Below are 22801 nucleotides of genomic sequence, written 5' to 3' on the forward strand. Positions count from 1 at the left end.
GTCATCCAGGCTCAGGCCTCGCTGGACGCCGCCCACAGGTTGATGCCGCTTTCCACCGCATGGGCGTCGATTTCACTGAGTTCGCCCTCCGTGAACGGCGCGGCGGCGGCGGCAGCCACCGCCTCTTCGAGCTGCGACAGCCGGCTGACGCCGATCAGCGCACTGGTGACGCGCCGGTCGCGCAGCACCCAGGCGATGGCCATCTGCGCCAGCGACTGACCACGGCGCGCCGCGATGGCATCGAGGGCGCGGACATGTTCGAGCGTTTCGGGGCGCAGCAGCTCCGAAGAAAAGCTGCTGGGCGAGCCGGCTCGGCTGCCTTCGGGGATGCCGCCCAGATACTTGCTGCTGAGCAGCCCCTGGGCCAGGGGGGAAAAGGCGATGCAGCCGATGCCCTCGGCCTCGAGCGTTTCGAGCAGGCCGTCGGTCTCGATCCAGCGGTTGAGCATCGAATAGCTCGGCTGGTGGATGATGCAGGGGGTGCCGAGGCGCTTCAGGATCGCCACCGCCTCGGCGGTGCGCGCCGGGCCGTAGGACGAGATGCCGACATAGAGCGCCTTGCCCTGCCACACTGCGTGGTCGAGCGCCCCCATGGTCTCTTCGAGCGGCGTATGGGGGTCGAAGCGGTGCGAATAGAAGATATCGACATAGTCGACGCCGAGCCGGTCGAGGCTCTGGTTGAGGCTCGCCAGCAGCGATTTGCGGCTGCCCCACTCGCCATAGGGTCCATCCCACATGCGGTAGCCAGCCTTGGTGGAAATGATCAGCTCATCGCGATGGGCGCGGAAGTCGCTGTGCAGCAGGGTTCCGAGATTGGACTCGGCCGAACCCGGCGGCGGGCCGTAATTGTTGGCGAGGTCGAAATGGGTGATGCCGAGGTCGAAGGCGCGCCGGCAGATCCGGCGGATCTGGTCGATGGCAACGCCGTGGCCGAAATTCTGCCACAGGCCGAGCGAGATCGCCGGCAGGTCGAGCCCGCTCCGGCCGCAGCGCCGATAGGACATGGCGTCGTAGCGCCCGGCCGAAAACCCGCTCATCGGCGGCTGGTCCGGCGACGGCTCAACTGGTCGATGGCCACCGCCAGCAGCAGCACCGCGCCACGCGCCGTATCCTGGTAGAAGGTCGGCACGTTCATCAGGCTCATGCCGTTATTGAGGCTGCCCATCAGCAGCGCTCCGACCAGCGCGCCGAAGATGCGGCCGCGGCCGCCGGCCAGCGCCGTGCCGCCGATAATCGCGGCGGCGATGGCATCGAGCTCGAGGAACAGCCCGGCGCTGCCGGCAATGGCGCCGGACACCCGCGCCGTGAGCGCCACCCCGGTAATGCCATAGGCGAGCCCGGCGATGAGAAAGTTGATGAAGATGACCCGCCCGACCTTGATGCCGGAAAGCCGCGCTGCCTCGGGGTTGCCGCCGATGGCATAGAGCTGGGCGCCGAAGCGGGTGCGCCGCATCAGGATATCGGCGGCAATGGCACACAGCGCCACCAGCACCACGAGGTAAGGCACGCCCTGCCAGCTGGCGAGCCAGACCACGGCGACGGTGGCGACCAGCGCCGGCAGCAGCGCCCGCATGATTTCGGCGTTGAGCCTTTGCACGACGCCGAGCGCCGCGCCACGTCGCAGCTCCATGATGCGGAGCGCTGCGAAGAGGGCGAAGCAGGTGAGCGCGAGGCCGATCGAAAGCAGCGGCGGCATGAAGCCGGTGGCGATCTGTTTCAGCGCCTGGGGTAACGGCGCGACGGTTGCGCCATTGGTCGCGATCATCGAGATGCCGCGGAAGTAGAGCATGCCGGCCAGCGTGACGATGAACGAGGAGACCCCCATCTTCGTCACCCACCAGCCCTGCCAGGCGCCCATGGCGAGCCCGACGCCGAGCGAAATCAGCACGGCGACGATCGGGTCGACGCCGAATTTGACCGTCAAGAGCGCCACCACCACGCCGACCAGCGCCACGGCGGAGCCCACCGAGAGATCGAAATTGCGGGTGACGATCAGCATCACCGCGCTGATCGCTGCCAGCGCCACGATCGAGGTCTGCAGCGCGAGGAGGATCAGGTTGCGCTGGGTAAGGAAGGTGCCCTTGGTGGCGAACGAGAAGAACAGCCAGATCACGGCGAGCACGACGAGCAGCGTTGAATCGCGCAGCGACCGGTTGGTGAGGATGCGCGTCAGCAGCGACGGTGCATCGGCGATGGGAGCAGCGGTGGTGGGCATTTCGGTCATCGGTCTACCTGTCGATGGAAGGGGTCAGACACCGGCGGCGAGGCGCAGCAGGCGCGCCTCGCTGAGCCCTGATTTGTCGAGTTGATCGGCCACCCGGCCGTTGCGGAGGACGATGGCGCGATCGCAGATCTCGACCAGTTCCTCGGCATCGGACGAAACCAGGATGATGGCGCAGCCGGCATCGGCGAGCTCGACCCAGATGCGATTGATCTCGGCGCGGGCGCCGACATCGACGCCGCGGGTCGGGTCGATCAGCAGCAGCACCCGCACCCCGGCAGCGAGCCAGCGCGCCACCTGCACCTTTTGCTGGTTGCCGCCGCTCAACGTACCGACCAGCGTATCGATATCGGCGGCCTTGATGCGCAGCCGGTCGAACAGCTGGGTGACCTGCCGCCGCGCTGCCATTGCGTCGATGAAGCCCAGTGACGGCGGCAACGCCGGCAAGTTGGCGAGAATGGCGTTGTCGTAGATCGAATGCTCACCCGAGAGCCCGTCGCGCCGGTCCTGCGCGATGAGGCCGATGCCGGCGGCAACCGCCTGGGACGGATCGGCGAGCGTGATGGGTTGGCCGCGAAGGCGGATCTCGCCACTCACCGCGCCGGGCCAGCCGCCGAACAGCGCCATGGCGGTTTCGACCACGCCGGAGCCGAGGAGGCCGAACAGCCCGAGGATTTCGCCCTCGGCGACCGCCAGATCGACGCCGCTCGCCAGCGGCCTGGAGCTGTCGGCGCTGGCGACAGTGAGGCCATGGGCGGAGAGCGCCGGAGCGCCGATCCGGGCCTGCCGCGCCGATTTGCCATGCGCCACCCGGCTGCCGACCATTTCGGCCACCACGGCATCGCGCGAGGTCTCAGCGGTCTGGAAGGTGCCGCTGATCCGGCCATCGCGCATCACCACGATGCGGTCGGAAATCTCGAACACTTCGGCGAGCCGATGCGAAACGAAGATGATGGCGACGCCGCGCTGCTTCAGCGCCCGCATCCGGTCGAACAGCCGCTCCGCCTCGCGGTCGGTGAGTGCGGCGGTCGGCTCGTCGAGGATCAGCAGCCGGGCATGCTTCGACAACGCCCGGACGATCAGCACCAGTTGCTGGGTGGCGAGATCGAGATCGCCGATTTCCTTCAAGGGGTCGAGATCGAGGCCAAAATCGGCAAGCGCCTGGCGCGCCCGGGCGAGCAGCAGCGGCCGGTCGATCAGCCCGAACCGCGTCGGCTCGGCATTGAGGCCAAGGCTTTGCGCCACCGTGAGATCGGGGGCGACATTCACCTCCTGCGCGAGGAAGGCGACGCCGCCGGCCTCGGCATCGGCGACCGAGGCCGGCCGGAACGGGGTGCCCGCCATCTCGATCTCGCCGCTCCAGGTGCCGGCGGGATGGACGCCCGACAGCACCTGGATCAGCGTCGATTGGCCGGCGCCGTTCTGGCCGAGCAGCGCGACGATTTCCCCGGGAGCGATGGTGAGGTCGACCTGGTCGACCGCCACCACCGCGGGGAAAGTCTTGGTGAGCGCCCGCACCGTCAGCAGTGGGGCGACTGCCGCCGGTGTGGTCTCATGCATGGGCAGGGCGCTCACCGGACCGGTCATGGGCAGACTGGCTTCTGGTCGGGCACGTTGGCGTAAACCTCGTCGGCCGGCAGCCAGTAATCGTGGCTGCAGACGAACTCGGCGATCGTGGCCTGGTCGACATAGTAGATCGGCGTCTTCACCCACGGCATGTCGCGCACGCCGTTATTGATGGTGTCGGCAGCAGTGATCGGCTGGCACTCGGCCAGCGCCACCGCCACCTTGGCAGCCTCGGTGCCCATCTCGTCGGGCGCCGGCCAGACGCTGCCATCCATGCGACCCTCGACGATCGCCTGCATCGCTGCCAGTTCCATGTCCTGCCCGGTAATCGGGATCGAGCCTGCCGGGAGGCCCGCCCCTTCCACCGCCTGCATCACCCCGATCGATTCCCCGTCATAGGAGACGAGGAAAGCCGCGACATTGTTGTTGGTCTGGGTCAGGACGTTTTCGGCAAAGGCCTGTGCCGGCTCGGTCTTCCAGCCCGGGGCGAGCTGATCCATGACGATGGTGATGTCGCCGGCCGCCACTGCCGCATCGATCACATCGTGATAGCCGGCCTGCATGTCGGTGGCGCCGGTCTGGCCGGGGTCGCCGCCGATCAGCGCATAATTGCCCTTGGGCACCTTGGCGAGAATGGCCTTGGCGGCGATCTGCCCGCCGACCCGCGCATCGCGCCCGATATAGGCATCCTGGTCGGCGCCGGTGATCAGGTCGTTGTACGACGCGATCGGGATGCCGGCCGCATTGGCCATCTCGGCGATCTGCGCCGCGACGTTGAAATCCACCGGGTTGATGACGATGGCATCGACACCCTGGGTGATGACGTTCTCGGCCTGCCCGACCTGCACCTGAGCATCGTTCTCCGCCGATTGCACGATCACTTCGTAACCGGCGGCTTCGGCGGTTTTGACGAAGAACGGCATATCGGCATGGAGGTACCTGAACGCCGTCTGCTGCTTCATCATGAAGGCGATCTTCTTGGTGGTGCCCGGCGTGCACTGGTCTTGCGCCAATGCCGCGCCGGTTGCCGATACGGCCACGAGGCCAGCGGCAAGGCCCAGCGCCAGGCGGGCGGTTTTCGACGAAATCATGCGACGTCTCCCTCTTCCGGCCCCCTCGGCCGGTTCTCATTGCTCTGTCGATGGGTGGATGCCAGCAGCGGCGGAAGACCCGATCCACCGCCGCCGCTGGACGTCCCGGCTGCCACGCCGGGAGGACGTAAGCCCAGGCCGACCCGGGCCCGCAGGTTTGCGACCGGGGTCGCAGGTGTGCGACCGGGATCAGCAGGTCGGCTTCTTGTCCGGGACGTTCTTGTAGACTTCGTCGATATTCAGCCAGTAGCTGTGGCCGCAGACGAACGTGTCGATCTCGGCCGCGCCGACGAAGTAGATCGGGGTTTTGACCCACGGGATGTCGCCAGCGCCATTGGCGATGGTGCCGTCGGTCACCAGCGGCTGACAGTTGGCCATGGCGATGGCCGCCTTGGCGCCGGCCACGGCCATCTCGTCGGGCGCCGGCCAGACGCTGCCGGCCTGCCGTCCCTCGACGATCGCCTGCGCCGCGCTCAGCTCCATGTCCTGCCCGGTGACCGGGATGGAGCCGGCTGTGAGGCCCGCTCCGTCGATCGCCTGCAGCACGCCCAGCGACATACCATCGTACGAGACGAGGAAGGCGTGCACCTCGTTGCCGTTCTGGGTCAGGGCGTTCTCGGCATTGGCCTGCGCCGGCTCGGTCTTCCAGCTCGGGGTGAACTGATCCATGACGATCTTGACGTCGCCCGAGGCAACCAGCGGGTCGAGCACCAGGTGGTAGCCCTCCTGCATCTGGGTCGAGCCGGTCTGCCCGGCATCGCCGCCGATCAAGACGTAATTGCCCTTGGGCACCAGTTTCACCACCGCCTCGGCGGCGACTTTGCCGCCTTCCCTGGGGTCGCGGCCGATAAAGGCAGTCTGCCTGGCCCCGAGGATCAGGTCGTCATAGGAGGCGAGCGGGATATTGGCCGCCGCCGCGATCTCGGCGATCTGCGCCGCGACATTGAAATCCACCGGCTGGATGACGATCGCATCGACGCCCTGGGTGATGACGTTCTCGGCCTGCGCCACCTGGGCCTGTGCGTCGTTCTCGGCCGACTGCACCAGCACCTCGTAGCCCGCCTCGTTGGCGGTCTTGGTGAAGAACGGCACATCGGCATTGAGATAGCGAAACGCCGTCTGCTGTTTCAGCATGAAGGCGATGCGCTTGGTGGTGCGGGGCTTGCATTGATCCTGCGCCAGGGCCGGCCCCGCCACCAGCACTGGCGCCACGCCGAAGCTCGAAACCGCCACCGAAACGGCAAGCGCCATCCGCCAGCCGCGGGCCGGGCCCGCTGCATGTTTGGTATCCATAAGTTGATCCTCCCCACCGCGACTGTGCGCGATAGTTACCGGTAACGTAACGTAACATTGGAGTCAATGTGGGGCGGAGGACGCGGGGACGGTTGGTTTTGAATAGGCCGCAGTCGGCGTATCTGCCGGGGGCGGGCAGGGCTATCCGGTTAAGCCCGCCTCAGTCCGCCAGAGCCCAGCCGAGCATCCGCACGAACTCGGCCTGCCAGAACGGGCCACCGTGCTCGCCCGGCAGTTCACGCAGCACCACATCGGCGCTGGCGGCGCTGAGCGCCGCGTGCCACCGGGTGGCGTTGCCGAGAAAGAACGGCTCCTCCGTGCCGGCGGTGAGCCAGGTGCGGGGCAGGGGCGCCGGCAGCTCGGCCGGCGGCCGGTAGCCGGCGCCGGGCGAGGCGGCAAAGATCGTGCCGAAAAGCTCCGGGTGCCGCAGCCCCATGGCGAGGGCCAGTTCGGCGCCGGCCGAGACGCCGGCGAAGACGGTGCGCAGCGCCGGCAGGGCCCCGAACTCCGCCCGCGCCCACGGCATGATCGCCTCGAGGAACCAGCCCTCATGCGCGGCGAACCGTTCCGGCTCGAAGCCCGGCGAATATTCGTGGAGCCGCACCATCTCGTCGGGGTCGCTGCTGCGGTGGGCGCCGACGATCAGCGTCGGTGGGGCGCCGGCCGCCGCGAGGCCTTCGCCCCACGAGGCGATGAGCTGTCCATCGCCACAGAACACTACCAGCTCGGGCGGCGCCGCGGGCACATAGGCCGAGACCTGCCGGCCGTGGTCGTAGTCGAACGTCGTGCTGGCCAGCGCCATGCCGTATCCTCCGCAGGCCGACCAAGCCTGAGCGGGATCGATGATGCAAGGGGAGACCCGAGGCAGTTGCTCACCTCACTCCACGACGAACCCGAAGATTTCCGCCTCGTCGATGGTGATGACGAACTTGCGGAACTGGCCGGGATGCTTGGCGGGTGGGAGTTCGGCCTGGCCCCGCCAACGTACGGCGTGGCGGATGGCGTCGCCGGTGAAGGGGAGGCAGTCGTCGAGGCCGTAGCCGGAGATGGCGCCGCCGCTGCTGTCGAGCAGCCCGACTCGGATCGCGCCATTGGTCCGCACCCTGGCGTTGATGGAGAGCGTCTTGCCGTCAAAACTCAGCGGTCGGGTCACCAGGCGCCCCGGGCGCGGCTGGATGGCGTCGAGCGAGGCGATGCCTTCGTAGCGCAGCGTGGCGATGCCCATACCGAAGCGCACATGCTCGGAGGGGCGACGCGCCTCTTCGTGGTCAAGCTCATAGGGGCCGGCCCACCACCAGTCGTGATGCGCCTCCGAACCACCATGGTAAAAGTACCATTCGTCGCCGACCCGCACCGGCGGGCTGATGATCGACACCATATGCCGGTCCCAGGCATTGCCGCGTCGCGGCGCGAGAAACGGCTGGCCGTTGTCGGCGGGGCGGAAGTGGATGCCGTCATGGCTATAGAGCAGCCGGACCTCCATTTCGTTGTCGACATAGTGGAACACGCCGAGCGTCCCCAGATGCATGGCGCCGACGCGGAACTGGCTGAGCCCGTAATGTGCGGTGTCGAGATTGTCGATCACTTCGTCCGGGGTGGAGATGGCCACCGGGTCGGCCCAATGGAGAAAATCCGCCGACACCGTGCGGAACACTCGGCGCTTGTTCATCAGGTCGGGCCGGCCTGGGAAGTAAGTCTGAAAGCGCGCGCCCTCGAGCCAGCTTTTGCCCGGCGATGTTTCGGGCACTCCGGCGCCGTGCATGCCGCCATGGCGGGTATAGTGGAGGAACAGCCTGGTTTCCGGATCGAAGGTGATGGTCGAGACGTCGGAGAGTTGGCCGCCCGAGGTGCCGAAGGTCGGTCGCTCGCCATAGGGATGCCAGTTGATGCCGTCAGTCGAATAGCCGCAAACCATCTGGTGGCGCTGCCCCTCGCGGGCCAGCGAGAACAGCATGCGATAGCGCGCGTCGCTGCTGGTGGGGTCGATCACCACGGCAGCCGAGTGGATGCCGACATCGGCCCAGGGGTTGTTGGCGTCGGGTGTCGCGCCCTCGACATAGCCCGCGTAGATATTGGTGTCGTGCCCGTCGATTGTCACTTTTCCCAGCGCCGGCTTCTCGAAATCGATGCCGTTGCGGCTCACCGCATAGAGCATGCGGTTCTTCCACGGATGGGTGCGGTGCGGGGTGATCGGCCCGATATCCTCGTACCAGCACTTGATCAGCCCGTCGGTGGGATCCTGGAGCACGTTGAAGTTCGAGTAGGTGAAGTAGAGCGTATTCTCCCACGGGCGGTCGGCCCGGATCACCGGCTCGGCGGTCAGGCGCTGCGGCTTGTGCCAGCGGCGCGTGAGGCAATCGGTCTGCTCGATCAACAGGTTATCGACGAACAGCTGCGGGAGGCGGCCGATCTGCAAGGCGGTGGCGTCGTACATTGGAAATTCCTGAAGTGATGGGTTGTGGCGGGCGGGCCGGTGCAGCCGAGGCCCTAGCTGTCGATGCGTCGTGATGACGGCCGGATGGAAAGTTTCAGCGGCAGACGCTCGTGCGCCGGCGGGGCCGTGACGATCCCTTCGATGCGGTCGATCAGCCGGTTGGCAGCAAGCGCCGCGATCCCCTCCTCGTCGAAGGTCACTGAGGTGATCTGCGGGCGGTGGAAATCCATGTGCGCGTCGCCGAACGAGACGAACGAGACGCCAGCCGGAATCTCGATGCCGTTGTCGGCGAGGGCGGCGAGCGCGCCGCTGGCGATGGCGTCGTTGAAGGCAACGACGGCGGAGAAGCCGGCCCGTGCACCGATCGCCGCCTGCATGGCGTCATAGGCGGCGCCGGCGGTGTAGCCCTCGGTCGCGGCCATGGTGAGCTTGGCTTCGCCGGCACCGGCGGCGAGCGCCGTACGCAAGCCGCCCCAGCGCATGTCGGCAGCGCGGCTGCTGAGCGGCCCGACGCACAGGATGTTGCGGTGCCCGAGCCGAGCCAGGTAGTCGCCGACCTGGTAGCCGCCGCCTTCCTCATCGCGCAGGAAACAGTCGATTTCGGGCAGGTTGTAGGAACCGGAGACCCCGACCATGGCGATGCCGCGGTCGGCCAGCCGATGCAGCCGTAATTCCGTCTGCGCCAGGGCCCAGCTCATGGTGAAAAAGGCGCCATCCATCCGCAGTCCGATCACCCGGTCGATCGCTTCCTCGGTGGTTTTGACCGAGCCGTCGGTGCCGAGCAGAAACACGGAATAGCCACGGGCGTGGGCGGTAGCCTCGATCGCTTTGAAGGTGCGCAGAAACGCCACGTTGGTGATGTCGGGGGTGAGGTAGGCCAGCGTCTGGGTGCGCTTGGCGTGCAGCGAGCGCGCCATGTGGTTGGGCTGGAAATTAAGCCGCTGCACCGCGTCGCGAACGCGGGCGGCGAGGTCCTCCGACACCGGCTTGTTACCGTTGACGACGGACGAAACCGTCGAAATCGACACGCCGGCTTCGCGCGCAACGTCCTTGATGGTGGCAATCGATCTGCCCATGGCGTCAGTCAGTCCCCCTCTCGCACGTTCGGCCGGCCGTCATCTCTTTGCAACTGGAGAAACGGTTCTCCATTCTTGTCGCCTTGGCTTGGGATTTAGCAGATCATGACCAGCAAATGCTGTCAACGTGCGCTGAGAAACGTTTCGCAAAATCGATTGACTCCCATTCCATTTGGTGCCGAGTATGGGTGGACGCCCGGGGGACATCCGGCGCACAGAGGAGGGTGACGTGACGAAATCGTATCGAAACGAGGGGATGGCGCGGGCGCGTCGTCTGGCCGGCGCAGTTGCCACGCTGGCGATCCTGGCGGGTGCCGGCGGTGTCGCCGCCCAGGACAAGTCGTTGCTGGTGATGGGCGGGCAGGGACACGAGGACAACATGCGGGCCATCGGCACCGCGGCCGGCGGCACCGACATTCTGGGGCCGTTCGAAGCCGAGACAGGCATCAAGGTCAGCTGGAGCGCCGCCACCAATCCGCAACTGCAGGAGGCGCTGCAGCGGCTGGGGCCGCTGTCGAGCACCGCCGAGGACGTCATTTTCGTTCATCAGTTCGATACCAATGCCCGGTTGCCCGATTTCCTCGAGCCGCTCGATGGCTATCTCGCCGATGCGCCGATCGAGGGTTTTCCCCACGATTGGGCGCCGGGAGTAGCGGCCGCGTCGGTGTTCGACGGCAAGCGCTACCTGATCCCGTTCCGCTGCGGTGCGATGACGCTATGGTACAATGACCAGATCTTCGCCGAGCGGGGCGTCGGCGCCGGTCCCAAGGTGCCCGAAGACATCTACGAGATCGCCAAGGCTGCCACCTATACGCGCGACAATGGCGAGCAGGTGTTCGGCGTCGCCTTCCGCGGCACCAGCTGGAGCATCACCGAGGATCTGGCGGCGCTGTCGCGGGCCTATGGCGGCGAAATGGTGCTGCCCGACGGTACCGTCACCGTCAACCAGCCGCCGGTGGTCGAGGCGGTCAACCTGCTCAAGCGCCTGTTCAAGGACGGGCTCATGCCACCCAACTGGGCGACGCTCGACCAGACCGGCGTGAACCAGCTGTTCAAGGACGATCGGGTGGCCATGACGCTGGGCGGCACCAACTACGACAAGACGTTCAACGATGGCCAGAGCCTGGTCAGCGGCCATGCGGTCGCCACGCGCTGGCCGCTGGTCAAGGACCTGCAGACGGCCGATCGCTCGTCGGGCGCCGGCACCGTGTTCTACTGGGGGCTCGGCATTCTCAAGGGGTCGCAGCACAAGGACGCCGCCTGGGAGTTCATCCGGCGCATCAGCAACCCGCAATCGGTCCATGCCCTGGCGGGCAACGGCTCGGGACCCTGCACGGGAGCGGAACTGGCAGTATCGGCCGAGGCCGACCCGGCCATGGCGATCCAGGCCGAGATCTTCGCAGCGGCCAACAACCCGTTGCCGGTGAACGAAAACATCAACCAGATCCGCGACGCACTGGGCGAGACGATCCAGAACATCGTCGTCAACGACCTCGACACGCAGGCTGAACTCGATGGCCTCGCGCGTCGCCTCGAGCGTCTCTACCGCTGACGGCGATTGGCGACCGGCGGGCGCTCCCAGCCCCCCGGTCGCCGCTTCCCAATTTATCCGGAGACACATTGTGCGGCTTTCGCGCCCGTCGGTCATCGCACTCGTTCTGCTCACGCCTTTGCTTGCTGCGCTCGGCTTCTTCATCGTCGTGCCGGCGTTTCAGCTGCTGTGGATTTCGCTCACCAACCTGACACCGGGCCGGCCTGCCGAGTTCATCGGGCTCGACAATTACGGCTACGTGCTGAGTGATCCGGCGTTCATCGCGGCGCTGTTGCGCAACATCGCCTTCGTGCTCGTTGTGGTGGTGCTCGAAGTGGGCGTGGGCTTTGCCATCGCGCTGGTGCTGCAGCTGCGGTTCCCGCTGCGCTCGTTATGGTTCGCCATCATCCTCGCGCCTTTCGCCGTCAGCCCGATCGTCGCGGTGGTGATGTGGAAATACATGCTCGACCCCACCTTCGGCATCGTCAACTACGCCATCGCCAGCCTCGGGCTGCCGACGGTGCCGTGGATGACCGACGCCGCGACCTCGATGGCGGTGATCATCATCGTGGCGGTGTGGAAGGAGTTCGCCTTTACCACCATCGTGCTGTTCGCGGCGCTGACCTCGATCCCCAAGGAGCTCTATGAGGCCGCGCATGTCGATGGCGCCAACCCCTGGCAGAACCTGATCCATATCAAGATTCCGCTGATCGCGCCGGCCATCGCGATCGTCCTGCTGTTCCGCATCATCTTCACGCTGCGCGAGTTCGGCATTCCCTGGACGCTGACCGGCGGCGGGCCGGGCACGGCCACCGAGATTCTCTCGATCTACCTCTACAAGCAGGCGTTCCGCTATTCCGATTTCGGTGCCGGCGCGGCGATCGGCTGGATCATGCTGGCGGTCACCGTCCTGCTCTCAAGCTTTCTCATTCGCCGCACCTATCGCGGCATGTTTCCGGAGGATCGGTGATGAACATCCACCAGCTTCGCCGTTTCGGTTTCGGTATCGTCAAGTGGCTGCTGCTCGCGGCCGTGCTGCTCTGGGCTGCCTTTCCGATCGTCTTCATGGTGATGAGTTCGTTCAAGCCGCCGGGCGAGATCTGGGCCTATCCGCCGCGGCTGTGGGGCAGCACCGCGACACTCAGCAACTACGAGGAAATCGGCCGCTACAGCCCGACCTATTTCCGCGACCTGGGCAACAGCGTGCAGGTGACGCTGGGCGGGGTGCTGCTCACGATCCTCACTGCCACGGCAGCCGCCTTCGTGTTCTCGCGCATCCGCACCGGCTGGCTGAAGCTGCCGGGGCTGCTGATCATCGTCATCCGCATGTTCCCGCCGATCGTCGTGATCATTCCGCTGTTCCCGCTGATGAGCGCCCTGGGCCTCCTCGATACGGTGACCCCGCTGATCCTTGCCGGAACGGCGTTCTCGGTGAGCATCGCCACCATGCTGCTCAAGGCCTTCATCGACGATATCCCGGTCGAACTCGAACAGGCCGCGATGATCGATGGCTGCAACCAGTTCCAGGCCTTCGTCCGCATTACCTTGCCGCTGATCGCACCAGGCATTGCGGCGGTGGTGGTGTTCGTCGCCGTCGGCTTGTGGAACGAGTACCTGTTCGCGCTGATCTTCACCTCGACCGAGGCGCGCACTGCGCCGGTGACTATCGCCATCGCCATGTCGAACCCGGACGGGGCGCGCTGGGGGCAACTGCTGGCCATGTCCACCATTCACCTCGTGCCGGTGGTGGTGCTGGTGATGGCAGTGCACAAGCAACTTGTGCAGGGCATGACGACAGGGGCGGTCAAAGGGTAGGGCTCTCAAACCTGCGGGGATGCCGGGATCGAATTATCGACCCCGGCATCTTGTGATGCTGATCGTCAGTTGCTGGCGGTTGCGTCGGCCCAGCTCTTGACCAGTTCGTCGTAGTTCACCGTCTGCCCTTGCTCCTTTTCGTTCTCGATCTTGAGCTGCGGGGCGAGGTTGCCCTTGGCGACGGCATCGGCGTTCCAGTAGGCGAGGTCGTGTTCTTCGGCCAGCTTCGGACCGATATCACCCTGCACGCCGGCGCGTTCGAGCCGCTCCAGCACGCTTTCCTGCTCGGCACACAGCGAGTCCATCGCCTCCTGGGCGGTCTTGGCGCCGGAGGACGCATCGCCGATCGCCTGCCACCAGAGCTGCGCGAGCTTGGGGTAATCGGGCACATTGGTCCCGGTCGGCGACCACTGCACGCGGGCCGGCGAGCGGTAGAACTCGATCAGGCCGCCGAGCTTGGGGGCGCGGTCGGTGAAGCTCTGGTGCCGGATCGTCGACTCCCGGATCAGGGTCAGGCCGACATGGCTCTTCTTCACGTCGACGGTCTTGGAGGTGACGAACTGGGCGTAGAGCCAGGCCGCCTGGGCCCGGTCGACCGGGGTCGACTTCAGCAGCGTCCAGGACCCCACGTCCTGGTAGCCGAGCTTCATGCCGTCCTTCCAGTACACACCATGCGGTGACGGCGCGAACCGCCACTTGGGCGTACCGTCGGCGTTCACCACCGGCAGGCCTTCCTTGACGAAGTCGGCGGTGAAGGCGGTGTAGGTGAACATCTGCTGGGCCACGAGGCCCTGCGACGGCACCGGGCCGGACTCGCTGAAGGTCATGCCTTGTGCTTCGGGCGGCGCGTAGGCCTTCATCCAGTCGAGATACTTCTGGATCGAGTAGACCGCCGCCGGGCCGTTGGTGTCGCCGCCGCGAGCCACGCACGAGCCGACCGGGCGCGAGGCCTCGTCGACTTTGATGCCCCATTCGTCGACCGGCACGCCGTTGGGCAGGCCCTTGTCGCCGTTACCGGCCATCGACAGCCACGCGTCGGTGAAGCGCCAGCCGAGCGAGGGGTCTTTCTTGCCGTAGTCCATGTGCCCATAGACCTTCACCCCGTCGACCTCGCGACCGGTGAAGAACTCGGCGATATCCTCGTAGGCGCTCCAGTTCACCGGCACGCCGAGGTCGTAGCCGTACTTGGCCTTGAAGTCGGCCTTGTTGGTTTCGTCGGCGAACCAGTCGGCGCGGAACCAGTAGAGGTTGGCGAACTGCTGGTCGGGCAGCTGGTAGAGATCGCCATCGGGCGCCGTGGTGAACTTGGTGCCGATGAAGTCAGCGAGGTCGAGATTGGGGTTGGTAACGGCCGCGCCTTCACCCGCCATCCAGTCGGTCAGGCTGCGGGCCTGCTGGTAGCGCCAATGCGTGCCGATCAGGTCGGAGTCGTTGACATAGGCATCGTAGATGTTCTCGCCAGACTGCATCTGCGTCTGCAGCTTTTCGACGACGTCGCCTTCGCCGATCAGGTCGTGGGTGATCTTGATGCCGGTGAGGGCGGTGAAGGCCGGAGCCAGCACCTTCGACTCATACTCGTGGGTGGCGATGGTTTCCGACACGACCTTGATGTCCAGGCCGACATAGGGCTTGGCCGCGTCGAGGAACCACTGCAGTTCTGCTTCCTGAGCGGCGCGGTCGAGCGTCGACATGTCGCCGATCTCGGTATCGAGGAACTTCTTTCCCTCATCGATACTTTGTGCCCATGCCGGGCTGGTCGCCAGCAGCAAGACAACCGCCGCGGTCGATGTTAGTAGGTGCCGTCGCATTGTGATCCTCCCATGGATGCATTTGCGATTTGGGGGCGACCGTTGCCGCGGTCGTCCCCAGCCTAGTCTTCCCTAGACAAACCGGAACACGCAGAAAGCGTAGACCAGCGATAGGGCAAGAGCCCACCAGAGGTCCGGGCCAACCAGCCCGAGCCAGGCAAGATGAATGAAGCCGCTGCCGAGCAGCGAGATGAACAGGCGGTCGCCCCGGGTGGTCTCGAAGCGCAGCACGCCGACGCGCGGATGCCCGCCGGGCGAGAAATATTCCCACACCGCCATGCCCGCGATGAGCAGGCCGATGACGATGAAGAAGGTGGCGGTGGGCAACGTCCATGCCATCCATGAGAGGTTCATCGGCGGCTCCTCACACGCGGCCCAGGGCAAAGCCCTTGGCGATGTAATTGCGGACGAAATAGATGACGAGGGCGCCCGGGATGATGGTCAGCACGCCGGCTGCCGCGAGTACGCCCCAGTCTAGCCCCGATGCCGAGACCGTGCGGGTCATGATCGCCGAGATCGGCTTGGCGTCGGTCGTCGTCAAGGTGCGGGCGATGAGCAGCTCGACCCAGGAGAACATGAAGCAGAAGAAGGCGGCGACGCCGATGCCCGAGGCGATCAGGGGTACGAAGATCCGCACGAAGAAGCGCGGGAACGAGTAACCGTCGATATAGGCGGTCTCGTCGATCTCCTTGGGGACGCCCGACATGAAGCCTTCGAGGATCCACACCGCCAGCGGCACGTTGAACAGGCAATGGGCGAGGGCAACCGCGATATGGGTGTCGATCAGCCCGAAGGCCGAATAGAGCTGGAAGAACGGCAGCACGAACACCGCCGGCGGCGCCATGCGATTGGTGAGCAGCCAGAAGAACAGGTGCTTGTCGCCCAAGAAGCGGTAGCGCGAGAAGGCGTATGCGGCGGGCAGCGCCACCGCCACCGAGATCACGGTGTTCAGCACCACGTAGATGATCGAGTTGATGTAGCCGTTGTACCAGCTGGGGTCGGTGAAGATCACCGCGTAGTTGCGCAGCGTGAAGGTCCGGGGCCACAGCGTGAAGCTCGAGGTGATCTCCACGTTGGTCTTGAAGCTCATGTTCACGAGCCAGTAGATCGGCAGCATCAGGAAGATGATGTAGAGCGTCGGCACCAGCCACGACGTCCGCGGGCCATTGCGGCCCGCCCGGCGCAGCCGGCTCGTCCGGGTCGCAACGGTGGGTGCCGAGGTGGTGGCGTCGGCGCGGATCACGGTGGAGCGGCTGGCGTCGTCGGTCATCGGCCGCTCTCCTCGCCGTAATTGGTCATGACCGTGTAGAACACCCAGCAGACCAGCAGCACGATCAGGAAGTAGACCAGCGACATGGCTGCCGCCGGACCGACGTCGAACTGCCCGATTGCCATCTTGACCAGATCGATCGACAGGAAGGTCGTCTCGTTGCCAGGCCCGCCGCCGGTAACGACGAAGGGCTCGGTGTAGATCATGAACGAGTCCATGAAGCGCAGCAGCACCGCGATCAGCAGCACGCGGTTCATCTTGGGCAGCTGGATGTAGCGGAACACCGACCAGCGCGACGCGCCGTCGATCTTGGCGGCCTGGAAATAGGCATCGGGGATCGACACCAGCCCGGCATAGCAGAGCAAGACGACCAGCGAGGTCCAGTGCCAGATATCCATCACGATGACGGTGACCCAGGCGGCCAGCGGGTCCTGCACATAGTTGTAGTTGATGCCCAGCCGCGCCAGCGTGTAGCCGAGCAGGCCGATATCGACGCGACCGAACACCTGCCAGATCGTGCCGACGACGTTCCACGGAATGAGCAGCGGCAGCGCCATCAGCACGAGGCAAACCGAGACGCCCCAGCCGCGCCGCGGCATGTTGAGCGCAATGAACACGCCGAGCGGGATCTGGATCGCGAGGATGATCGCCGAGAAGATCAGGTTGCGCAGCAGCGCCTGCCAGAAGCGCGGCGAGTGCAGCAGTTCCTCGAACCACTCGACGCCCACCCAGAAGAACACGTTGTTACCGAACGTGTCCTGCACCGAATAGTTGACCACCGTCATCAGCGGGATGATGGCGGAAAAGGCGACGAGCAGCAGGACCGGCAGCACCAGAAACCAGGCTTTGTTGTTCCAGGTTCTGTCCATGCTCAGGGCTCCAGCTCGAGGCGCCAGGAATCGGCGTAGAGGTTGATGCCGCGCTGATCGAAGCTGAGCCGCGGATCGGCCGGGATCTCCTCGTGCTCGGGCACGATGACGGCCACCTCGTGGCCCTCGAGTTCGGCATGGACGATCTTGCGGCGGCCGATGTCCTCGATCTTGGTGATACGCGTCGGCAAGCCTTCGCGGCCGAGCCGGAGATATTCAGGGCGAATGCCCAGTTCGATCGTCGAACCCTGGCCGACCTCGATGCTGCCGGGAAGCTCCACCGCCGAGCCGCCAAGTCGCGCGGTGCGCCCATCGAGTTCGACCGGCAGCACGTTCATGCCCGGTGAGCCGATAAAGTAACCGACGAAGGTGTGGCGCGGCTTTTCGAACAGTTGGCTCGGCGTGCCGATCTGGACGATCTGCCCCTCGTACATGACCACCACCGTGTCGGCGAAGGTCAGGGCCTCGGTCTGGTCGTGCGTCACGTAGACCATGGTGTAGCCGAAGCGCCGGTGCAGCTGCTTCAGCTGGCTGCGCAGCTGCCATTTCATGTGCGGGTCGATGACGGTGAGCGGCTCGTCGAACAGGATCGCGTTGACATCCGAGCGCACGAGGCCGCGGCCAAGCGAGATCTTCTGCTTCTGGTCGGCGGTGAGACGCCGGGCGCGGCGGTCGGCCCGATCGGTGAGCCCGATCATTTCGAGGATTTCGGCGACCCGGCGGTTGATCTCGTCTTCGGGCAGGCGGCGGTTGCGGAGCGGAAACGCCAGGTTCTGCGCCACTGTCATGGTGTCGTAGATCACCGGGAACTGGAACACCTGGGCGATATTGCGCTGCTCGGTCGAGCGCTCAGTCACGTCCTCGCCATTGAACAGGATCTTGCCTTCGCTTGGCGTGACCAGCCCTGAAATGATCGACAGCAGGGTGGTCTTGCCACAGCCGGACGGGCCAAGCAGCGCGTAGGCGCCGCCGTCGTCAAAGGTGTGGTTCACTTCCTTGAGGGCGTAATCCGCCGCGCTTTTCGGGCGCGCCAGGTAGGAGTGCTGAAGCTGCTGCAACTCGATGCGGGCCATCATGCAGCCTTTCCGAGCGTGGTCGCGCCGACGGCCCGACCATCGCGGTCGAACACCAGCAACCGGCCGGGATCGACAAACATCTCTACCGTCCGGTCGGCCTCGAAGTCGTGCACGCCGGGGGCGAGGATCACCCACCGCACGTCGGCGAACCCGACATGAATGAAGCTCTCCGAGCCGGAGATCTCGGTGACCACGACGCGGGCCGTCAGCGCAACGGCGTCGGCGGACATCGGCGTGAGGGAGAGATGGTGCGGCTGGAAGCCAATCGTGTAGGGGCCATCGGCAATGCCGGCGATCTCCCGCGGCACCGGCAGCCCGACCTCGCCATCGAGGACGAACCGGTCACCCTGCTTGTTGAGCACGATGGTGTTGAGCGGCGGATCGGCAAAGGTGCGGGCGGTTATGAGATCGACAGGCCGACGGAACACCTCGATGGTCGGCCCGAACTGGGTCACGCGTCCCTCGCTGAGGGTCGCCGTGCGGCCGCCGAGCAGCAGCGCTTCCATCGGCTCGGTCGTGGCGTAAACGAAGATCGATCCGGCCTCGGCGAAAATCCGCGGCAGCTCGGTGCGCAGTTCCTCCCGCAGCTTGTAATCGAGATTGGCCAGCGGCTCGTCGAGCAGCACGACGCTGGCATTCTTCACCATGGCGCGGGCCAGCGCCGTGCGCTGTTGCTGGCCGCCCGACAGGTTGAGCGGCAGGCGGTCGAGATAGGGGCCGAGCCGCATCAGTTCGGCGGCCCGCCGCACCTTGGCGTCGATTTCGGCCCGCGGCACGCCGGCGACCCGCAGCGGGGAGGCGATGTTCTCGTAGACCGTGAGCGTCGGGTAGTTGATGAACTGCTGGAACACCATGGCGACGTTCCGCTTCTGCGGGGCGACGCCGGTGACATTGTGCCCGTCGAACCAGATGCTGCCGCTGGTGGGTTTGTCGAGACCGGCCATCAGCCGGATCAGGCTGGTCTTGCCTGAAAGCGTCGGTCCCAGCAGCACGTTGAGGGTACCGTGCTCGAGGCTGAGCGACACATCGTTGATGTGCGTCTCGGCCCCGACGAGCTTCGATACATTCCTCAGTTCCAGCATCGCATCACCCCACGGCCGCCTGCCGGGCCACGCCCGACCGGATGAATTCGTCGAGCGCCACCAGGTTGATCGATGCCGCGTGAAGCCCGCGTTTGGTCCGGCGCCACAGCACATCTTCGAGTGTGATGGCCCACTCGTCGGCGACTAGGTAGCGAACCTCGGCCTCATACAGGTCGTCGCCGAAATTCCGGCCAAGATCGGAATAGCTTCTCGCGATGCCCAGGATCTTGCGGGCGAGTGAGCCGTAGAGGCGGACCAGGCGCTGCGCATAGGCGAGGTCGAGAAAGGGATAGTCGCGCTTGAGACCGGCCACCGTCTGGGGGTACCCGGTCGGTGCAAATTCGCCGCCCGGCAGCGGGGCCGTCCCGGTCCATGGGCTGCCCCTGGGGCCGAGCAGCTCGGCTACCTTGTCGAGCGTCGCCTCGGCGAGGCGCCGGTAAGTGGTGAGCTTGCCGCCGATGACGTTGATCATTGGCCCCCCATCGGGGCCTCTCGAGAGCTTCAGCACGTAGTCTCGCGTGGCTTCCTGGGCGCTGGAGGCGCCATCGTCGTAGAGCGGGCGAACGCCGGAATAGCTCCAGACGATGTCGCCGGCCTCGACCGGCTTGTTGAAGTACCCGCTCGCTGCACCACACAGATATTCGATCTCGTGCTGCGAGATCATCGCGTCGGCCGGATCGCCCTCGTAGTCCTCGTCCGTCGTGCCGATGAGGGTGAACTCGCCCTCGTAAGGGATAGCGAAGATGATGCGGCCGTCGGCGTTCTGGAACATGTAGCAGCGGTCATGCTCGTAGTGCCGCCGCACCACGATGTGGCTGCCCCTGACGAGCCGAACGCTGTCCACGGTGGTCTGCGGCGATGTTGTTGCCGATACCCGGTCTACCCATGGGCCCGACGCGTTGATCAGCAGTCGGGCCGCCACGACGCTGCGCTGCCCGGTGGTGAGCTCGTGCAGCCCCACCTGCCAGAGGCCGCCCTCGTTGCGGGCCGAAACCACCTTGGTGCGGGTGCGGATGGTGGCGCCGCGGTTGGCGGCATCGCGGGCATTGAGCACGACCAGCCGGGCATCGTCGGCCCAGCAGTCCGAGAATTCGAAGGCCGTGACGTAGCCGGGCTGCAGCGGCAGACCCGCGGGGTCGGCGCGCAGGTCGAGCGTCCTGGTCGGAGGCAGCAGCTTCCGGCCGCCCAGCGTGTCGTAGACAAACAGGCCCAGCCGCAGGAACCAGGCCGGCCGCAGGCCCTTGTGGTGCGGCAGCACGATGCGCAGCGGCCAGATGATGTGGGGAGCGATGCTCCACAGCACCTCGCGCTCCATCAGCGCTTCGCGGACCAGCCTGAATTCGTAATGCTCGAGATAGCGCAACCCGCCATGGATGAGCTTGGTGGCCGCGGACGAGGTGCCGCTCGCCAGGTCGTTCATTTCAGCGAGGAACACCGAATAGCCACGACCAGCCGCGTCCCGGGCGATTCCGCACCCGTTGATACCTCCGCCGATGACGAAAACGTCATGGACGACAGCATCGGCCATCGCACGCCCTCTCTCCCTCGGCCCTCGTCCCAGTATCTGGTTAACGAAAGGCGAGTGGAGCTAATGCGAAACCAAAATGAATGTCAATCGCAAGTCATCCGCAACATCAGAGTTGATCGCGACGAACTTGGATTTGCTCTTAAGTCTCAATGGTTTCGATTAGCGCCACGCCGGAGTCACGGCAGATCTGGCGAATGGCCGGGCGGGTACAGCGGTCGGTGATGAAACTATTGACCTGGCTCAGGTGGGCGATCCGGACGGGCGCGGTGCGGTCGAACTTGGTCGAGTCGGAGACCAGCACGACGTGACGGGCGTTGGCGATAATGGCCTGCGCCACCTTCACTTCGCGATAGTCGAAATCGAGCAGCGCCCCGTCCTCGTCGATGGCCGATGCCCCAATAACGGCGAAATCCACCTTGAACTGACGGATGAAATCGACTGCCGCCTCACCCACCACGCCGCCATCCGAAGGGCGGACGATGCCGCCGGCAATTGCCACTTCGAAATGCGGGTAGACGCGCATCCTGTTGGCAACATTGATATTATTGGTAATGATCATCAGGTCGCGATGATCCAGCAGGGCGTGGCTCACCGCCTCGGTGGTGGTGCCGATATTGATGAACAGCGAGGCGTTGTTGGGGATGAGCCGGGCAGCCGCGCGCCCGATCGCTTCCTTCTCTTCGGCCGCGATCAGTCGCCGCGCCTCGTACTGCATGTTCTCGAGGCCGGAAGGATAGACCGCTCCGCCGTGAATGCGCTTAAGCCTGCCGCCGGCGCAGATGTCGTTGAGGTCCTTGCGAATGGTCTGGGGCGTCACGCGAAAATGGGCGACGAGCTCCTCGACCAGCACCCGTCCCTTGACCATGGCCAGCGCCACGATCGCTTCCTGCCGCTCGACGACGTCCATTCGCTTTCCTTTCGTTTGCGATTGGTAAGCGAAAAGAAGGCGGGAGGGAAGGTGACGTGCGCCCCCTGCTGGTTGGCTGGTCGAATGTCCACCTTTGGGCCGACGTTGCTGGTCAGGCGAGATGCAGGCGGTGGATCTCCACCGGTTGCAAAAGCCCTTGCAGCTATAGTGGCTAGAGGTTGTAGCGTCGGCCCGGTGCTGCTGGAGATCGATCATGGCCACACTTTGTGCCGAACGCCTTGCTGTCGCGGGGAGAGGCTGAATGGGAGCCGGACATAGCCATGGCGGGCGCCCGGCGAGCGGTTCGGCCGGGGCGCGGCATCGCCGCAACCTTCTCATCGCGCTGGGGCTGACGACGGCGTATCTGGTTGCCGAAGTGGTCGGGGCGCTGATTTCGGGGAGCCTGGCGCTCCTCGCCGACGCGGCGCACATGCTGACCGATGTCGGCGGAATGGCGCTGGCGCTCTTGGCGATCTGGTTCGCGGCGCGGCCGCCGAATGCATCCAAGACCTATGGGTACCTGCGCACCGAGGTGCTGGCGGCGCTGGCCAATGCGGTGGTGCTGCTGGTCCTCGCTATCTACATTCTCTACGAGGCGTATGAGCGGGTGCTGGAGCCGCCCGAGGTGCTGTCGACGCCGATGCTGATCGTCGCGGTGATCGGCCTCGTGGTAAACCTCATCAGCATGCGGCTGCTCGCCGCCGGCTCCAAGGAAAGCCTCAACCTCAAGGGCGCCTATTTCGAGGTGCTGGCCGATATGCTGGGCTCGATCGGCGTCATCGTTTCGGCGCTGATCATCATGTTCACCGGCTGGACCCTGGCCGATCCGATCATCGGGGCGGCAATCGGGCTGTTCATCGTGCCGCGCACCTGGGCGCTGCTCAGGCACGCCGTGAACATCCTGCTCGAAGGCACGCCGGCCGGCTTCGATCTCGGCGGGCTCGAGCGCGCCCTGCGGGCGCTGCCCGATGTCACCGACGTGCACGACCTGCATGTGTGGACCATCACCTCCGGCATCGATGCGATGAGCGGGCACCTCGTGATCGGCGATGGCGCCGACCAGCAGGCGCTGCTGCTCAAGGCGCGCGAACTGCTGCACGAGCAGTTCGGTATCGAGCATTCGACCATCCAGATCGAGACGGCCGCCAGCCGCGCCGCCGAGGCAGAGATGCCGGTGTAGGGGGATCCCCGCCCAGGCCCGAACTGACAGTTCGGCGTCCGGGAACTGTATGGT

The 22801-nt window shown here is 65.6% G+C and carries 20 protein-coding genes; 4 read left to right on the forward strand and 16 right to left on the reverse strand.

The genetic code is table 11. From position 1 onward, the window contains the following. Positions 1-11 precede the first annotated feature (11 nt). The 8 genes from mgrA to VW23_RS05530 form a co-directional block, all read right to left on the reverse strand. The gene (mgrA, locus tag VW23_RS05495; RefSeq protein ID WP_069908585.1) at positions 12-1037 is read right to left on the reverse strand and encodes an L-glyceraldehyde 3-phosphate reductase; all 1026 of its coding nucleotides are present in this window, start codon (positions 1035-1037) and stop codon (positions 12-14) included. Then, positions 1034-2224 (reverse strand): sugar ABC transporter permease, encoded by a 1191-nt coding sequence (locus tag VW23_RS05500; protein ID WP_084645598.1) that lies wholly within the window; start codon positions 2222-2224, stop codon positions 1034-1036. The genes mgrA and VW23_RS05500 overlap by 4 nt, the downstream gene beginning before the upstream one ends. A 24-nt stretch (positions 2225-2248) precedes the next feature. Continuing rightward, entirely contained in the window at positions 2249-3781 is a 1533-nt protein-coding gene (locus VW23_RS05505) for a sugar ABC transporter ATP-binding protein (protein ID WP_069908610.1), read from the reverse strand. A gap of 23 nt (positions 3782-3804) precedes the next feature. After that, positions 3805-4878, reverse strand: coding sequence for a sugar ABC transporter substrate-binding protein (locus VW23_RS05510; protein WP_069908586.1), 1074 nt, complete (start codon positions 4876-4878; stop codon positions 3805-3807). A gap of 189 nt (positions 4879-5067) precedes the next feature. Continuing rightward, the gene (locus tag VW23_RS05515) at positions 5068-6171 is read right to left on the reverse strand and encodes a substrate-binding domain-containing protein (RefSeq protein ID WP_069908587.1); all 1104 of its coding nucleotides are present in this window, start codon (positions 6169-6171) and stop codon (positions 5068-5070) included. Positions 6172-6331: 160 nt separating this feature from the next. Beyond that, positions 6332-6973: an alpha/beta hydrolase gene (locus VW23_RS05520; RefSeq protein ID WP_069908588.1), complete on the reverse strand. Its 642-nt coding sequence runs from the start codon at positions 6971-6973 to the stop codon at positions 6332-6334. A gap of 75 nt (positions 6974-7048) precedes the next feature. Next, a complete protein-coding gene (locus VW23_RS05525) occupies positions 7049-8605 on the reverse strand; it encodes a hypothetical protein (protein ID WP_069908589.1) in 1557 nt (518 codons plus the stop codon). A gap of 53 nt (positions 8606-8658) precedes the next feature. Further along, positions 8659-9681, reverse strand: coding sequence for a LacI family DNA-binding transcriptional regulator (locus VW23_RS05530; protein ID WP_069908590.1), 1023 nt, complete (start codon positions 9679-9681; stop codon positions 8659-8661). Positions 9682-9910: 229 nt separating this feature from the next. On the opposite strand from VW23_RS05530, the gene VW23_RS05535 reads away from it, so the two are divergent. From VW23_RS05535 to VW23_RS05545, 3 genes are all read left to right on the forward strand, one after another. After that, a complete protein-coding gene (locus VW23_RS05535) occupies positions 9911-11233 on the forward strand; it encodes an ABC transporter substrate-binding protein (protein WP_176730333.1) in 1323 nt (440 codons plus the stop codon). Positions 11234-11303: 70 nt separating this feature from the next. Beyond that, entirely contained in the window at positions 11304-12182 is an 879-nt protein-coding gene (locus VW23_RS05540; RefSeq protein WP_176730334.1) for a carbohydrate ABC transporter permease, read from the forward strand. After that, entirely contained in the window at positions 12182-13027 is an 846-nt protein-coding gene (locus VW23_RS05545; protein WP_069908592.1) for a carbohydrate ABC transporter permease, read from the forward strand. The genes VW23_RS05540 and VW23_RS05545 overlap by 1 nt, the downstream gene beginning before the upstream one ends. Before the next feature lie 65 nt (positions 13028-13092). Here the strand turns inward: VW23_RS05545 and VW23_RS05550 are convergent, their stop codons facing one another. The 8 genes from VW23_RS05550 to VW23_RS05585 form a co-directional block, all read right to left on the reverse strand. Further along, positions 13093-14835, reverse strand: a complete 1743-nt coding sequence (locus VW23_RS05550; protein ID WP_069908593.1) for an ABC transporter substrate-binding protein — start codon at positions 14833-14835, stop codon at positions 13093-13095. A gap of 72 nt (positions 14836-14907) precedes the next feature. Beyond that, positions 14908-15189 (reverse strand): DUF2160 domain-containing protein, encoded by a 282-nt coding sequence (locus VW23_RS05555; protein WP_069908594.1) that lies wholly within the window; start codon positions 15187-15189, stop codon positions 14908-14910. Between the two features lie 10 nt (positions 15190-15199). Then, positions 15200-16105, reverse strand: coding sequence for a carbohydrate ABC transporter permease (locus VW23_RS05560; protein WP_244513402.1), 906 nt, complete (start codon positions 16103-16105; stop codon positions 15200-15202). Continuing rightward, positions 16102-16974: a carbohydrate ABC transporter permease gene (locus VW23_RS05565; protein WP_069908595.1), complete on the reverse strand. Its 873-nt coding sequence runs from the start codon at positions 16972-16974 to the stop codon at positions 16102-16104. The genes VW23_RS05560 and VW23_RS05565 overlap by 4 nt, the downstream gene beginning before the upstream one ends. A gap of 2 nt (positions 16975-16976) precedes the next feature. Then, positions 16977-18047, reverse strand: a complete 1071-nt coding sequence (locus VW23_RS05570; protein ID WP_069908613.1) for an ABC transporter ATP-binding protein — start codon at positions 18045-18047, stop codon at positions 16977-16979. Continuing rightward, on the reverse strand, positions 18047-19132 hold the full coding sequence (locus VW23_RS05575) for an ABC transporter ATP-binding protein (RefSeq protein WP_069908596.1): 1086 nt from the start codon (positions 19130-19132) through the stop codon (positions 18047-18049). Before VW23_RS05575 ends, VW23_RS05570 begins: the two co-directional genes overlap by 1 nt. Positions 19133-19136: 4 nt before the next feature. Then, positions 19137-20660, reverse strand: a complete 1524-nt coding sequence (gene glpD / locus VW23_RS05580; protein ID WP_069908597.1) for a glycerol-3-phosphate dehydrogenase — start codon at positions 20658-20660, stop codon at positions 19137-19139. Between the two features lie 139 nt (positions 20661-20799). Further along, a complete protein-coding gene (locus tag VW23_RS05585; RefSeq protein WP_069908598.1) occupies positions 20800-21567 on the reverse strand; it encodes a DeoR/GlpR family DNA-binding transcription regulator in 768 nt (255 codons plus the stop codon). Positions 21568-21829: 262 nt separating this feature from the next. Here VW23_RS05585 and VW23_RS05590 point away from each other — a divergent pair, with 262 nt between their 5' ends. Next, on the forward strand, positions 21830-22747 hold the full coding sequence (locus VW23_RS05590) for a cation diffusion facilitator family transporter (RefSeq protein ID WP_069908599.1): 918 nt from the start codon (positions 21830-21832) through the stop codon (positions 22745-22747). Positions 22748-22801 lie beyond the last annotated feature (54 nt).

Source organism: Devosia insulae DS-56 (assembly GCF_000970465.2).
Lineage (GTDB): Bacteria > Pseudomonadota > Alphaproteobacteria > Rhizobiales > Devosiaceae > Devosia_A > Devosia_A insulae.